Below are 13,324 nucleotides of genomic sequence, written 5' to 3' on the forward strand. Positions count from 1 at the left end.
CGGTGCGGAACCCCGCAAGGGAAAGAAGCAGAAACCTAAATCGTGAGGTTTGGGAATCACCGTCCGTTTTACGGCGGTGAGGATGTCAACTTGACTTCCAATAAAATAAGGAAGTAAAGCGATAAATCAACAAAATGCTATGGTCATCAATCTCAATATCCCGCCCTCCCAACCATCAGCTAATCTAAAGGTAAAAATACTGATAGAAACCCTTAAAAATGGTCAATATGCTGTATCTATCGCTGAATTGCCTCATTTTCGAGTCCAAGCACCCACCAAAGAAGAAGCCATTTCCCAACTACAAACAACCTTTATCGAACAAATTAGCCAAATTGAAACGATATCATGGACAACACCCCTAGATAACCCCTCACCCAATTGGCGAGAATTTGCAGGTATCTTTGAAAATGACGCAGATTTTCAAGAAATCATGGATACACTTCAAGCAGAACGTACTTTAGATGATGACAGTGAAGTAGATCCCTCATATTATCTGTAGAGGATAAAGATTTGTGTCTCAATATATTCTCGATACTGACCATATTTCCCTAATTCTTCGCAATCATCCCCAAGTTATTGCTAATGCGTCCCGTCACTCCATTTCCGTTACAATCATTACTGTTCAGGAACTTTTCAACGGTTGGATGGGTAAAATTAACGATCCTTGGGCTATCAATAATCTGCCCCAACTCTACTCAAAACTTTCAATAACCGTCAAATATCTGCAAACAATTGAGATTCTAGACTTTACAAACCAAGCAGATAATTTTCTCAAACAATTACTTAAAGAGAATCCGCCTCTGCGAAAAAATCGCCTACAAAAAGATTTGCGAATAGCTGCTATTGCATTATCACTTAATGCTACAGTCGTTACTCGTATTGTGGCTCGTGAAAAGCTTATTCAAGCACCAGTCGCTCACAGAACAAAATCATCCTTCTAGTCCGACTCTATTCCCTTGTCCTAGTTATGGTTCTCACCATACCATCAAGAAGAGTTCTACTGATCATGATAAATCCAAACGTCAAGGTAACACTCGTCCCTGGTTGCCTGGCCAAGTTTTCCACAATACTGTTAATCTTTTATTTCTTCTGGTGTCCCCTAGTTCTGCATACTGTAATTCTTGGGCTGCCCATTTCTCCATTTTTTTCCTGACATCTCAATACACTCCTTCTTTCAAAACTATACCTCTCAATCGTTTCCGCCTTTTTTAAGTTTCTTCTCTTTTTGTTAATCAAAGATGTGACCAATGGATACCCTAAAAGGAGCGAGGTTTTAAACCCAAAATTCTGATAAAGTAAAAATCGTTCCGATACCTTGACTGGTTAAGGGAGAGAACGTCAATAGCTTGTCAAATAGTACATATAAACCAATGCCACGTCTTCGCTCGATTATTTCCCTAGTTTTAGTCCTAGTTACTACCCTGCTGGTTAGCTGCAGCGGTCCGCAAGCAACTATCCCCAGCGTTTACAGTCCCCAAAAAATCGAACAGTTACAGGTTTACATCCAACCCATAGAAGGATTTCGCCAAAAAATGAGCGTTTTGCAAGACCTCATCGCTGACAAAAATTGGGTAGATACTCGCACCTATATCCACGGTCCCTTGGGGCAATTGCGTCAGGAAATGGTAGGATTATCCCGTAATTTACTGCCCAAAGACCAAGAAAAAGCCAAGCAGTTAGCGAAAAATCTTTTCGTTCACTTTGAACGTATCGATGCGGCAGCCAAAGAAAAAGATGCTAGTCTTGCCGCTACTCAATTCCAAGAAGCATTAAAAGACTTCGATGCTTTCTTAAATATTGTTCCCAGTTAGTTTGTATCGGGAGACAGAATCGGTTATCAGTTATCAGCTTTTTAAAAAAATCTCGGGCTTTTTGCCTAGAGATTGTTGTCAGAGAGAAGCACACAAAAACTTTTTTCTTATGGGTATTGAGTTTAAAAATCAAGATAGAAAAAAATAGTGAACCTTATCTTTTCCCAACCAACTGCTTTTTATTAACCATTGGCAGGATCACTTAGTTTAGCAGTTATCTTAATAGTGAGGTACGAAGTCTCTGGTTTTAGGGAACAGGCAAGAGGGAGCGCCGGAGTTGGGGAAGTGGGGAGAAGGGAGCAGGGGAGGGGGGAGAAAAAAGCTGATGACGGCTGAGAGCGGGGGGAATCATGGCCATTTACAATTGCTTAATAATTGTTGCCACTGCCGTGATAATATGTCTTGTGGCTCACCTGAGCGTCATAGCTCGGAAAGCAATCTAGATATTGAGATTAGTCTATCGCTGATTTAGGTGTACCTTGTCTGATCCATCGATCGAATCTCCCCCAACCCCAGAAACCAACCCGCCGTCAGATCCGATGCGGGAATACTATCAACTACAAAACACTTTATTGATCACCACCCTGATCTTAAGCGGTCTGATCTTTATTCCCGTGTGGTGGTTTTATTCCCTCAATACCGCCCTTAATTACCTATTAGGGGCAATGGTGGGAGTTGTTTACCTAAAACTCCTGGCCGGGGAAGTGGAAAAATTGGGGGTAACGAAAAATCGGGTGGGCAAAAAAGGATTAGCCCTATTCGCTGGATTAATCATCATCGCCAGTCGTTGGCAAGAACTGCACATAGTGCCAGTTTTTTTGGGTTTTTTGACCTATAAAGGGGCGATCATCGTCTATACTCTGCAAACCATCTTCAAGTTGGAGCAGAAAGCCGATTCCTAACCCCTTTGACCGTTAAAATAACCCTGATTTGCGAACCCGAATCTCTCCAAGGTGGAAATGTTAGACAGTTTAAGTGTGCTTAATTTTTATAGCCTCGCTTCCCTGGAAGTGGGACAACACTGGTACTGGCACATCGGCGGACTAAAAATTCACGGGCAAGTGATCGCGGTCTCCTGGATCGTCTTCGCTATCTTAATCATCGCCTCGATCGCCGCTACCCGCAAGATCCAGAAAGTTCCTAGCGGTATTCAAAACCTGATGGAGTACGTTCTGGAATTTCTGCGCGATTTAGCCAAAAACCAGCTAGGAGAAAAGGAATATCGACCCTGGTTGCCCTTCATCGGCACCCTATTTTTATTTATTTTCGTTTCTAACTGGTTAGGGGCATTGATTCCTTGGAAGTTAATCGAACTGCCCGAAGGAGAATTAGCCGCCCCCACTAACGACATCAATACCACGGTGGCGTTAGCCCTACTGACTTCCCTCGCTTACTTCTACGCGGGCATCAGTAAAAAAGGACTCGGTTACTTTGCTCACTACCTAGAGCCGATTCCCGTGCTATTACCGATCAAAATTTTAGAAGACTTTACCAAACCCCTCTCCCTCAGCTTCCGTCTTTTCGGAAACATCCTCGCAGACGAGTTGGTAGTGGCCGTATTAGTCTTCCTTGTCCCCCTAGTCGTACCCCTACCCCTGATGGCTCTCGGTTTATTTACCAGCGCTATTCAGGCCCTTGTCTTCGCCACCCTTGCCGGGGCCTATATCCATGAGGCACTGGAATCGGAACACGAAGAAGAACACGCTTAAAAGCGAGGGACAAAAAAAGAAAAATTTCTTAGGGAAAAGTGTCCAAATAATAGGATAATAACTAAGAAATTATTGGTCGAATTCAGGATGAGCAACTGAATTCCCGGATCGTTCTTTCCCAAAAACTCTTTCGGGAGTTTTGAGCAGAAAACCAGCCATTTTTTACGGCTGAGAACGCGCTCTGTAAACAACAGATTGAAATTGATTAGTAAATAGAGGAAAAAATCACCATGAACCCCACAGTAGCTGCCGCTTCCGTTATCGCCGCCGCCCTCGCCGTTGGTTTAGCCGCTATCGGCCCCGGCGTTGGTCAAGGTACCGCTTCTGGAGAAGCTGTTTCCGGTATCGCCCGTCAACCCGAAGCTGAAGGAAGAATTCGTGGTACCCTTCTCCTCAGCTTGGCATTCATGGAATCCTTAACCATCTACGGCTTGGTTATCGCTCTCGTTTTACTGTTCGCTAACCCCTTCGCCTAATTAAAAAAGCAGTGGGCTATCAGCCCCCAGTCCGCAGCTTGGCGGGAGAGTTTTCAAAACTCTAAAAAAACGCCGAAGGAGCCAACTAAAAAGTCTGGTTTTTGGGACGGAAGGCTGATAGCTAGTTAAGGGAATTTTGCTGATCCCCCCTGACAGTTTATTGTTAAAGCAGGGGGATCGTCTTCCTTTTTTGAACCTGCCTATAGCTTCTATTTATCAGGAATAAATCAATGTTTGATTTCGATGCCACCCTGCCAGTGATGGCACTACAATTTATTCTTTTGGCAGTGATCCTGAACGCCGTTTTTTATAAACCCCTCAGTAAAGTTTTAGATGAACGGGCGGAGTATATTCGGCAAACCGAAGGCGGAGCCAAAGAACAACTAGCCAAAACCGAAGCACTGGTACAAGAGTACGAATTGCAATTAAGTTCGGCTCGTAAACAATCCCAAGAGATTATCGCCCAAGCGCAAGCTGAAGCCCAAAAACTAGCCAGCGAACGAGTTGCCGCAGCCCAAAAAGAAGCGATCGCTCGTAAAGAAGCCGTCGCCGCCGAAATTGCCCAACAGAAAGAAGAAGCCTTTCGTTCTCTAGAAGGACAAGTGGACTCTCTTTCCCGTCAAATTCTCGAAAAACTCCTCGGCCCCGAACTCGTTCGCTAAACCCCAGCCCTTGGTTAATAACAGTGATCAGTGAAAAGATAGAAGTCAGTCGTCAGAAGTTAGAAGACTGGAAACTTACCTCTGATAACTGATAACTGAATAACCTACTCCCCGCCCTCAATAATCATGATCATCGACACAGTTTTATTATTAGCCACGGAGGCGAAGGAAGCGGCAGCAGAGGGATTCGGCATCAACACCGATATCTTAGGAACTAACCTATTTAACCTCTCAATTCTGCTCGGTTTAGTCATCTTCTACGGCCGCAAAGTTCTCGGACAAATCCTCGGAGAACGTCAGTCGAAGATTGCTGAAGCTTTGGCCGAAGCTGAAAACCGGAAAAATATTGCCGCTACCGCCCTCGCCGAAGAACAGAAAAAACTCGCCCTGGCAAAACAAGAGGCGGAAAAAATTATCGATAACTCTCGATCTAGAGCTAAAGCTGTCACCGCCGACATCGCCGCCCAAGCCGAACTCGATATTCAAAGAATGCGCGAAAGTGCCGCTAAAGATCTCTCGGCGGAACAGGATCGCGTTTTAGTAGAATTACGCCAAAGAATTACCGCTTTAGCCTTAGCTAATGTGGAATCCCAATTAAGCACCGGCCTGGAAGAATCGGTACAACAAACCCTAATTGATCGCAGTTTGGCCAACCTAGGAGGTAAATAGATGCAGGGAAGTTTAATCAGTTCAGAAATAGCCGAACCCTACGCCCAAGCATTACTTTCCGTCGCCCAAAGCAGCGGACAATTAGAAGCGATCGGCGGCGAAATTAAATCCCTCTTGGAATTGCTAGAAAATGCTCCCGATCTAAGAGCTTTTATCGGCAATCCCGTCATCAAAGAAGAAGCTAAAAAAGCCGTTCTTTCCCAAGTAATGGGGAGCAGTGCCAATCCCTATTTAACTAACTTCATGATGTTATTAGTCGATAAACGTCGGATTCAATTTTTAGAACCCGTTTGTCAACAATATCTCACCCTGGCTAGAGTGCTGACTAACACCGTTTTAGCGGAAGTTTCCTCGGCCACCGAATTGAACGATAGCCAAAAACAAATCGTCATCGACAAAGTGAAAACCCTAACTGGGGCAAATGTGGTCGAACTGAAAACCAAAGTTGATGGCAGCCTCATCGGTGGTGTGGTGATCAAAGTCGGTTCTCAGGTCTTTGATGCCAGCATTCGCGGTCAACTACAACGCCTCAGCCTCTCCCTGCGCTAAGGTCATCTAATCTCTCTTTTTTGCCGTTTTTTCACCTCCTAATTTTTTACTTTTTCCCAGATTAAACTATGGTAGCTATCAGACCCGACGAAATTAGCACGATTATTCGTCAACAGATCGAATCCTATAACCAAGAAGTACAGGTCTCCAACGTGGGAACCGTCCTGCAAGTGGGTGACGGTACTGCCCGCATCTACGGCCTACAACAAGCCATGTCGGGAGAACTATTAGAATTTGAAGATGGAACCGTCGGCATCGCCCTTAACCTCGAAGAAGATAACGTCGGTGCAGTGTTAATGGGTGACGGTTTCGGGATTAAAGAAGGCGGTACGGTGAAAGCTACCGGTAAAATCGCTCAGGTTCCCGTGGGTGAAGCCTTAGTCGGCCGCGTGGTTGATGCTCTCGGTCGTCCCATCGACGGTAAAGGGGACATCATCACCAGCGAAACCCGTCTGGTGGAATCCCCCGCCCCCGGTATTGTCGCTCGCAAATCCGTCTGTGAACCGATGCAAACCGGCATTACCGCTATCGATGCCATGATTCCCGTCGGTCGTGGTCAACGGGAATTAATTATCGGTGACAGAAAAACTGGCAAAACAGCGATCGCCATTGACACAATCATTAACCAGAAAAGCGAAGACGTGATCTGTGTCTATGTCGCCATCGGTCAAAAAGCTTCCACCGTCGCCCAAGTAATCGACACCCTCACCCAAAGAGGAGCCATGGATTACACCGTGGTGGTGGCCGCTAACGCTAACGACCCCGCCACCCTCCAGTATATCGCCCCCTATACCGGAGCTTCGATCGCCGAATACTTCATGTATAAAGGCAAAGCGACCCTAGTTATCTACGATGACCTCACCAAACAGGCTCAAGCTTATCGTCAGCTATCCCTGCTCATGCGTCGTCCTCCCGGTCGGGAAGCTTACCCCGGCGACGTTTTCTATCTCCACTCCCGTTTACTAGAGCGCGCCGCTAAACTCAGCGATGCCCTCGGTGGCGGTAGCATGACCGCCCTGCCGATTATCGAAACCCAGGCCGGTGACGTTTCCGCCTATATTCCCACCAATGTAATTTCGATTACTGACGGTCAGATCTTCCTCTCCACCGACCTCTTTAACGCTGGTTTCCGTCCCGCTATTAACGCTGGTATTTCCGTATCCCGCGTGGGTTCGGCGGCCCAAACAAAAGCGATGAAGAAAGTTGCTGGTAAATTAAAACTAGAATTAGCCCAGTTTGACGAATTAGAAGCTTTTGCTCAATTCGCTTCTGACCTTGATGCGGCCACCCAAGCACAACTGTCTCGCGGTCAGCGTCTGCGTCAAATCCTGAAACAGCCCCAAAACTTCCCCCTGGCCGTTTGGGAACAGGTCGCGGTGGTTTATGCCGGTTTAAACGGTTATCTCGACGATATCGCCACCAATAAAGTTATCGATTTCTGCACTGGCCTACGGGAATACCTGAAAACCAGCAAACCTCGCTACGTTGAGATCGTTAGCACTGAAAAACAACTCAACGACGAAGCGGAAGGCCTGCTCAAAGATGGCATCAACGAGTACAAACAAGCCTTTAAATAATCTCGGTAATCAGTAAATGAATGTTGGTAATGGGGGTTAGGTTTTAGGGGATGGGGTGTTGAGGTTTTGGGGTTTTGGGGTATTAGTTGAAATTTCCCGATCTCCCCATTTCCCCACCTCTCCATTCCCTCCTAAACCCCGACTCTTGACTGATGACTGATAACTGATAACTGATAACTGATAACTGAATTATGCCTAATCTCAAAGCGATTCGCGACCAAATTCAATCGGTCAAAAATACCAAAAAAATTACCGAGGCCATGCGTCTAGTGGCGGCCGCAAAAGTGCGCCGCGCCCAAGAACAAGTTCTCTGTACCCGTCCTTTTGCCGATGCCCTCGCTCAGGTACTTTATAATCTGCAAGGTCGTTTGGCCTTTAGTGATGTTAACTTACCCCTACTGGCCCAACGGGAAGTAAAAACCGTGGCTCTGTTGGTAGTGACAGGCGATCGAGGTCTTTGTGGCGGTTATAATACTAACGTCATCCGTCGTGCCGAACAACGGATTAATGAATTAAAAGAGCAAGGGATTAACTATCAATTAGTTGTTGCCGGCCGGAAAGCGGCACAATATTTCGAGCGCCGCAATGCTCCCATTGCCGCTAAATTTATTAACCTTGAACAGATTCCCACTGCTGATGAAGCTGGCACGATTGGGGATGAATTGCTTTCCTTATTTTTATCGGAAACAGTTGATCGCGTCGAGTTAATTTATACTCGTTTTATCTCCCTGATCAGTTCCACTCCGGTGATTCAAACCCTGTTACCTTTAACTACCCAAGGTTTAGCGGTACAGGATGACGAGATTTTCCGTTTGGTGACTAAAGAGGGAAAATTTAAGGTACAACGGGAAAAAATGGCCAGCCAACCAGCGCAGGTTTTTCCCCAAGACATGATTTTTGAGCAGAATCCCGTCCAAATCCTCGATTCTCTCCTACCTTTGTACTTAAATAACCAATTACTGCGCGCTCTCCAGGAATCGGCAGCGAGTGAATTAGCAGCCCGGATGACGGCGATGAGCAACGCCAGCGAGAACGCCAGCGAGTTAATCGGGACTTTAAGCCGTACCTACAACAAAGCGCGTCAAGCCGCTATTACGCAAGAATTGTTAGAAGTAGTAGCGGGAGCCAACGCTCTCTAGGTTTAAGCCTGTTTTTCTTTTGATTATCAGTAGGAGTGATTATTTTCACTCCTTTTTTTATATAGGGTTGGCTGAAAAAGTAGGGACGAAGAACACCTAAGGATGATTAGATTGTTTTCTTAAGCACAATCTCCGAGCGACTATCAAAACCTAGATCTCCAATACCAACTACTTCCCAACCTTGAGATCCCAAACCATTAAGAATTTGTGGCAAATCCCCTCCTACTTGGTTGCCATTCAGAAACCAGACCACAGCATTAGGTTCATTCTTTCCTACAAGAATCTGATATTGGAAAATAGCCATTTGACCTCCTGTATTGAGTTGCCTTTGGATCAGTCCAACGGAATTCTAGACGAACTTTTCCAGGTAATACCCCCAATTAAGATTTTATTAAGAGTTCATTCTCGCACCTCTAGAAGTTTAAACCATGTCACTCGCTGAGTTAATTCCTCTGGTCAACAATCTGAGCCAGTCAGACAAATTATCACTCTTTAAAGTCCTGGCTACACAATATACAAGGTTGGGTTGAGGCACGAAACCCAACACAACCCACTGCGGCTCTCTTAGGTTTGGTGGGTAAAATGTATTCTAAGATACAGTCCTGCTGGCGAGGCAGTGGAAGGAACCCGACCGACACAGAGGACACAAAGATCGCTCGCTCCTATATAGGGTTTGCTGAAAAAATCTAAAAACCTTGTTGGGTAAGACTTTTAGACTTTTTGTCAATCAAAAAGTACCAGGCATGGGAGTGATCAGGGGGAAAATTGAGGTACTTTTTCCCTGAAAATTAGGTAATTGGCCACCTCAAAACCGGTAAAACCCCTATATAAGTTGGGCTGATCACACAAAGTCGAGAAGATCCAATCCGTCGTAACGCAGCACCTATCATCAACATTTACTCATACCGGCGGTTGCGTTTGCGGATAATCCAGAGGATAAACCAGATAACGAGGGCAAGTAGGGCTATTTTTGAGACGGGAGCCAGATATTCTTCCACAAGGGGGTAATTTTTCCCTAAAAAGTAACCTGCTGCCGTTAAAAAAACGACCCAGAGGGTCGTGCCGATGGTGGAGTAAACTAAAAAGGGAATCATCGCCATGTGATTCATCCCAGCAGGTAGGGAAATCAAAGTTCGCACTCCGGGGACCAAACGACAGAGTAAAACCGCTTTACTACCGTGACGATTAAACCATTGATTGGCTTTTTGAATATCTTTAGCGGAAACGGTAATCCATTTGCCGTATTTATCGGCTAGTTTTTCGATTTTTTCCTCATCCACAACCCGACCGAGATAATACCAAGGTAGCGCTCCGACTACGGTTCCGACAATCCCCGCTACCACTGCCGGAATAAATTCCATTTGTCCCTCATGGACGGTAAAACCCGCTAGGGGCATAATTAATTCTGAGGGAATGGGAGGAAAAAGATTCTCTAAAAACATTAATAGGGCTATGCCTAAATAGCCCATAGAAGTCATTGTATTTGTAATCCATTCAGTCATATTTTTTTATGATTTAGAAAACAGTTTAAAAGTAAAAAAAGGGGGTTGGGGAAGTATTTTCAGTAAACTGAAAACTCACATCTGAAAACTGAAAACTCACACCTGATAACTGATAACTGATAACTGATATTAGGTTCCAGAAGTCCAGGAGTTGATATATTCTAATTGGGCTTCGGTGAGGGTATCGATTTCAATCCCCATGGCTTGCAGTTTCAAACGGGCGATTTCTTGGTCTAATTCGTAGGGAATTGAGTAGATGCCGGGGGCCAATTTACCTTTATTTTTAACCAAGTATTCTACACCGATCGCTTGGTTAGCGAAACTCATATCCATAACGGCGCTAGGATGACCTTCGGCGGCTGCGAGGTTAACTAGGCGACCTTCACCGATAACAACGACGGATTTACCGCTTTTTAGGCTATATTGTTGGGTAAAGTTGCGAACTTCCTTAACATTATTCGCTTTTGCGCCTAAAGCTTGCAGGTCGATTTCAATATCAAAGTGACCGGAGTTGGAAACAATCGCCCCATCTTTCATCACGTCAAAATGTTCGGCCCGGATAACGTGCTTGTTACCAGTAACAGTGATGAAGATATCGCCTTCTTTAGCGGCTTCATCCATGGGCATAACGCGGAAACCGTCCATCGCCGCTTCAATGGCGCGTACGGCGTTAATTTCGGTGACAATTAGATTAGCGCCTAAACCTTTGGCCCGCATAGCGACACCTTTACCACACCAACCATAACCAGCCACAACCACGGTTTTACCGGCAAGGAGGATATTGGTGGCGCGAATGATACCATCAAGGGTAGATTGACCTGTACCGTAGCGATTATCAAAGAAATGCTTGGTTTCTGCGTCGTTAACGTTCATTGCGGGGAAGGATAAGACCCCGGCTTTGAGCATGGCTTGCAAACGGACGATACCGGTGGTAGTTTCTTCGGTAGTACCGATAATGTCGGGTAATTGGTGACTTCTTTCTTTAACCAGGGTGGCCACTACATCACAACCATCATCGATGATAATCTGGGGTTTGTGATCGAGGGCGATTTGAACGTGACGGTGATAGGTGTCGTTATCTTCCCCTTTGATTGCATAAACGGGGATGCCGTAATCAGCGACTAAACAAGCGGCCACATCATCTTGGGTGGAAAGGGGATTACTAGCAATTAATAACGCATCAGCGCCACCGGCTTTGAGTGCGATTGCCAAATTGGCGGTTTCGGTGGTAACGTGACAGCAAGCGACTAAACGCAGTCCAGCAAAGGGTTTTTCGATGGCGTAACGTTCGGCTAATTGACGCAAAACTGGCATTTCCCGACCAGCCCATTCGATGCGCTGTTTGCCGATGGGGGCTAAACTAATATCTTTAATGTCGTATTTCTGTTGAACTGGTGTTGCTACCATAAGGGGTTTTCCTTAAATACAAGCCTAGGCTATTGGTTAATTTAACTTAACATTGTCTGGGTATTTTGGCTAATGTCAAGCTTTCGGCTGGTTTTTTATATAGGAAAAAATTATCAATACCTCGCTGACCTATCCAGAAATCAGTACATTGTCTCTATTTTAGGTAACTATATAGTACAATAAAACTACTGTAGTAGCTCAATTAAGCTAGAAATCTCTATCTCGTGATGATAAGATGAACTGATGGGCGAGAAACTGACAGGCGTTAATCCCAAGATAATCCAATGGGCAAGAGAAAGGGCGAGATATTCTCTTGAGTCTGTGGCGGTCAAGTTTAAAAAAGATGTTTCTGTTATCGAGAAATGGGAGTCAGGAGAGGACTTTCCTACCTATAGTCAATTGGAAAAGTTAGCAGAAATATATAAACGTCCCCTCGCTTTATTCTTTTTCCCAGAACCTCCCCTAGAAGCGGAGGAAAAACAAGAATTTAGAACTTTGCCAGACTTTGAAATCGAAAATTTGGCCGCCGATACTATCTATGCTTTACGACAAGCAAAAGCGATGCAATTGTCGCTCTCAGAAATTAATAATGATATTAATCCTAGTACCAAGAAAATCTTTCAGGATATTTCGGTTAGTTCTAGTGATGATTTAAGGAAATTAGCCGAACAGATCAGAAATTATTTAAACGTTACTCTAGAAGAACAACTGACCTGGAATGATCGGGAAACTGCCTTAAAAAAATGGCGTAGTGCCGTGGAAGAAGCCGGTATTTTTATTTTTAAGCGTTCTTTTAAGCAGCGAGAAATTTCGGGATTTTGCTTGATAGATATTGAATTTCCAATCATCTATCTTAATAATAGCACGGAAAAATCTAGACAAATATTTACCATTTTTCATGAATTAGCACATATTCTTTTGCAGACTAACGGAATTACTAAGTCTGACGATAGATATATTAATAGTTTGCAAGGAGAAAATAAATATATCGAGATATTTTGTAATAAATTTGCTGCGGAGTTTCTGCTTCCTAATCATGTTTTTTCTGAGATAATCAGAGAAACAATAGTTAACGATAAAATTATCTCGAAAATTTCCAGTGATTATAAGGTTAGTCGAGAAGTAGTTTTACGAAAACTATTAGATAATAACTTAATCTCCCAGAAAGAATATACTCTTAAAGTAAGCGAGTGGTACAGTGAGCAGGTGGTAAAAAGTCAGGACAAAAATAAAAAATCTGGAGGTGATTACTATGCTAATCAGGCGACATATTTGGGAGAAAATTACCTAAAACTTGTGTTCAATAAATACTATCAAGGTCAATACGATATCGAGCGCGTTGCCGATTATCTAAACATTAAAAAAGTTGCTATGGTGGAACAACTTGAACAATATTTATTAGATAAGGGACTGTTTTGATGGTTTACATTTTTGACACAAGTAGTTTTAAGGTTTTAGGAAACTATTTTCCCAAAAGTTTTCCTACCGTTTGGCAAAAAATCGATTTGCTTGTGTCAAAAGGTAAACTAAAATCAGTACGGGAAGTGCTTAAAGAAGTAGAATATGGCAATAATAAACAAATATTTTTACCACCCACTGCTCAGGAAACTTTATTTATTGCCGAAAATTTTTCTATAAGAAACTTTAAGAATTTAGTGAGTGAAAAAGCAAGATTACAAGGAAAACCAGTGGCAGACCCATTTATTATTGCCGCTACTAAGATAAAAGACGGGGCTCTTCTCGACTTTGTGTGATAATTTTTGCTTATGGAATCGTGAAATGCTTATCGAGCAAGACTTTTAGGGCTATTTTGCGGATATTCT

The 13,324-nt window shown here is 44.1% G+C and carries 16 protein-coding genes and 1 pseudogene; 13 read left to right on the top strand and 4 right to left on the bottom strand.

What is annotated here, in order from left to right; translation table 11 throughout:
- Nucleotides 1-139 precede the first annotated feature (139 nt).
- Entirely contained in the window at nt 140-499 is a 360-nt protein-coding gene (locus BGL89_RS05815; RefSeq protein ID WP_002763370.1) for a hypothetical protein, read from the top strand.
- Between the two features lie 13 nt (nt 500-512).
- Entirely contained in the window at nt 513-941 is a 429-nt protein-coding gene (locus BGL89_RS05820; protein WP_286824892.1) for a type II toxin-antitoxin system VapC family toxin, read from the top strand.
- 43 nt (nt 942-984) lie between these two features.
- On the opposite strand, the pseudogene BGL89_RS05825 reads toward BGL89_RS05820, so the two are convergent.
- Nucleotides 985-1,142: pseudogene (locus BGL89_RS05825) on the bottom strand (IS4/Tn5 family transposase DNA-binding protein); the annotation flags it as partial.
- 228 nt (nt 1,143-1,370) lie between these two features.
- Between BGL89_RS05825 and psbQ the strand changes: the two are divergent.
- The 9 genes from psbQ (at nt 1,371) to BGL89_RS05870 (ending at nt 8,592) form a co-directional block, all read left to right on the top strand.
- Entirely contained in the window at nt 1,371-1,811 is a 441-nt protein-coding gene (psbQ, locus tag BGL89_RS05830) for a photosystem II protein PsbQ (protein WP_286824893.1), read from the top strand.
- A gap of 539 nt (nt 1,812-2,350) precedes the next feature.
- Nucleotides 2,351-2,713, top strand: coding sequence for an ATP synthase subunit I (locus BGL89_RS05835; protein ID WP_149988376.1), 363 nt, complete (start codon nt 2,351-2,353; stop codon nt 2,711-2,713).
- 57 nt (nt 2,714-2,770) lie between these two features.
- Nucleotides 2,771-3,520, top strand: coding sequence for a F0F1 ATP synthase subunit A (gene atpB, locus BGL89_RS05840; protein ID WP_002739857.1), 750 nt, complete (start codon nt 2,771-2,773; stop codon nt 3,518-3,520).
- Nucleotides 3,521-3,750: 230 nt separating this feature from the next.
- Complete coding sequence (gene atpE / locus BGL89_RS05845) at nt 3,751-3,996, top strand: ATP synthase F0 subunit C (RefSeq protein ID WP_002740068.1); 246 nt, start codon at nt 3,751-3,753, stop codon at nt 3,994-3,996.
- Nucleotides 3,997-4,226: 230 nt separating this feature from the next.
- Nucleotides 4,227-4,658: a F0F1 ATP synthase subunit B' gene (locus BGL89_RS05850; RefSeq protein ID WP_286824894.1), complete on the top strand. Its 432-nt coding sequence runs from the start codon at nt 4,227-4,229 to the stop codon at nt 4,656-4,658.
- 126 nt (nt 4,659-4,784) lie between these two features.
- Nucleotides 4,785-5,327 carry a F0F1 ATP synthase subunit B gene (locus BGL89_RS05855; RefSeq protein WP_104397599.1) on the top strand — a complete coding sequence of 181 codons (543 nt, stop codon included), beginning with the start codon at nt 4,785-4,787 and terminating at the stop codon, nt 5,325-5,327.
- Nucleotides 5,328-5,876, top strand: coding sequence for an ATP synthase F1 subunit delta (gene atpH / locus BGL89_RS05860; protein WP_002763366.1), 549 nt, complete (start codon nt 5,328-5,330; stop codon nt 5,874-5,876).
- Nucleotides 5,877-5,944: 68 nt separating this feature from the next.
- The gene (gene atpA, locus BGL89_RS05865; RefSeq protein WP_286824895.1) at nt 5,945-7,453 is read left to right on the top strand and encodes a F0F1 ATP synthase subunit alpha; all 1,509 of its coding nucleotides are present in this window, start codon (nt 5,945-5,947) and stop codon (nt 7,451-7,453) included.
- Between the two features lie 191 nt (nt 7,454-7,644).
- Complete coding sequence (locus tag BGL89_RS05870) at nt 7,645-8,592, top strand: F0F1 ATP synthase subunit gamma (protein ID WP_286824896.1); 948 nt, start codon at nt 7,645-7,647, stop codon at nt 8,590-8,592.
- A gap of 106 nt (nt 8,593-8,698) precedes the next feature.
- Here BGL89_RS05870 and BGL89_RS05875 read toward each other — a convergent pair whose 3' ends face one another.
- From BGL89_RS05875 to ahcY, 3 genes are all read right to left on the bottom strand, one after another.
- On the bottom strand, nt 8,699-8,896 hold the full coding sequence (locus BGL89_RS05875) for a hypothetical protein (protein ID WP_106908855.1): 198 nt from the start codon (nt 8,894-8,896) through the stop codon (nt 8,699-8,701).
- Nucleotides 8,897-9,488: 592 nt separating this feature from the next.
- Nucleotides 9,489-10,094: a DedA family protein gene (locus BGL89_RS05880; protein WP_045360674.1), complete on the bottom strand. Its 606-nt coding sequence runs from the start codon at nt 10,092-10,094 to the stop codon at nt 9,489-9,491.
- 129 nt (nt 10,095-10,223) lie between these two features.
- Nucleotides 10,224-11,501 (bottom strand): adenosylhomocysteinase, encoded by a 1,278-nt coding sequence (ahcY, locus tag BGL89_RS05885; RefSeq protein WP_286824897.1) that lies wholly within the window; start codon nt 11,499-11,501, stop codon nt 10,224-10,226.
- A 243-nt stretch (nt 11,502-11,744) separates the two neighbouring features.
- On the opposite strand from ahcY, the gene BGL89_RS05890 reads away from it, so the two are divergent.
- Complete coding sequence (locus BGL89_RS05890) at nt 11,745-12,920, top strand: ImmA/IrrE family metallo-endopeptidase (protein ID WP_286824898.1); 1,176 nt, start codon at nt 11,745-11,747, stop codon at nt 12,918-12,920.
- On the top strand, nt 12,920-13,255 hold the full coding sequence (locus BGL89_RS05895) for a DUF4411 family protein (RefSeq protein ID WP_286824899.1): 336 nt from the start codon (nt 12,920-12,922) through the stop codon (nt 13,253-13,255). The genes BGL89_RS05890 and BGL89_RS05895 overlap by 1 nt, the downstream gene beginning before the upstream one ends.
- The last annotated feature ends 69 nt before the right edge of the window (nt 13,256-13,324 follow it).

Source organism: Microcystis sp. LSC13-02, from assembly GCA_002282935.1.
Lineage (GTDB): Bacteria > Cyanobacteriota > Cyanobacteriia > Cyanobacteriales > Microcystaceae > Microcystis.

Coding starts and splice junctions, on each gene's coding strand:
- BGL89_RS05875 (WP_106908855.1), bottom strand. CDS start 8,896: ATGGCTATTTTCCAATATCAGATTCTTGTAGGAAAGAATGAACCTAAT.
- psbQ (WP_286824893.1), top strand. CDS start 1,371: ATGCCACGTCTTCGCTCGATTATTTCCCTAGTTTTAGTCCTAGTTACT.
- BGL89_RS05855 (WP_104397599.1), top strand. CDS start 4,785: ATGATCATCGACACAGTTTTATTATTAGCCACGGAGGCGAAGGAAGCG.
- BGL89_RS05880 (WP_045360674.1), bottom strand. CDS start 10,094: ATGACTGAATGGATTACAAATACAATGACTTCTATGGGCTATTTAGGC.
- BGL89_RS05850 (WP_286824894.1), top strand. CDS start 4,227: ATGTTTGATTTCGATGCCACCCTGCCAGTGATGGCACTACAATTTATT.
- atpA (WP_286824895.1), top strand. CDS start 5,945: ATGGTAGCTATCAGACCCGACGAAATTAGCACGATTATTCGTCAACAG.
- BGL89_RS05895 (WP_286824899.1), top strand. CDS start 12,920: ATGGTTTACATTTTTGACACAAGTAGTTTTAAGGTTTTAGGAAACTAT.
- BGL89_RS05835 (WP_149988376.1), top strand. CDS start 2,351: ATGCGGGAATACTATCAACTACAAAACACTTTATTGATCACCACCCTG.
- BGL89_RS05815 (WP_002763370.1), top strand. CDS start 140: ATGGTCATCAATCTCAATATCCCGCCCTCCCAACCATCAGCTAATCTA.
- atpE (WP_002740068.1), top strand. CDS start 3,751: ATGAACCCCACAGTAGCTGCCGCTTCCGTTATCGCCGCCGCCCTCGCC.
- ahcY (WP_286824897.1), bottom strand. CDS start 11,501: ATGGTAGCAACACCAGTTCAACAGAAATACGACATTAAAGATATTAGT.
- BGL89_RS05890 (WP_286824898.1), top strand. CDS start 11,745: ATGGGCGAGAAACTGACAGGCGTTAATCCCAAGATAATCCAATGGGCA.
- atpB (WP_002739857.1), top strand. CDS start 2,771: ATGTTAGACAGTTTAAGTGTGCTTAATTTTTATAGCCTCGCTTCCCTG.
- BGL89_RS05870 (WP_286824896.1), top strand. CDS start 7,645: ATGCCTAATCTCAAAGCGATTCGCGACCAAATTCAATCGGTCAAAAAT.
- atpH (WP_002763366.1), top strand. CDS start 5,328: ATGCAGGGAAGTTTAATCAGTTCAGAAATAGCCGAACCCTACGCCCAA.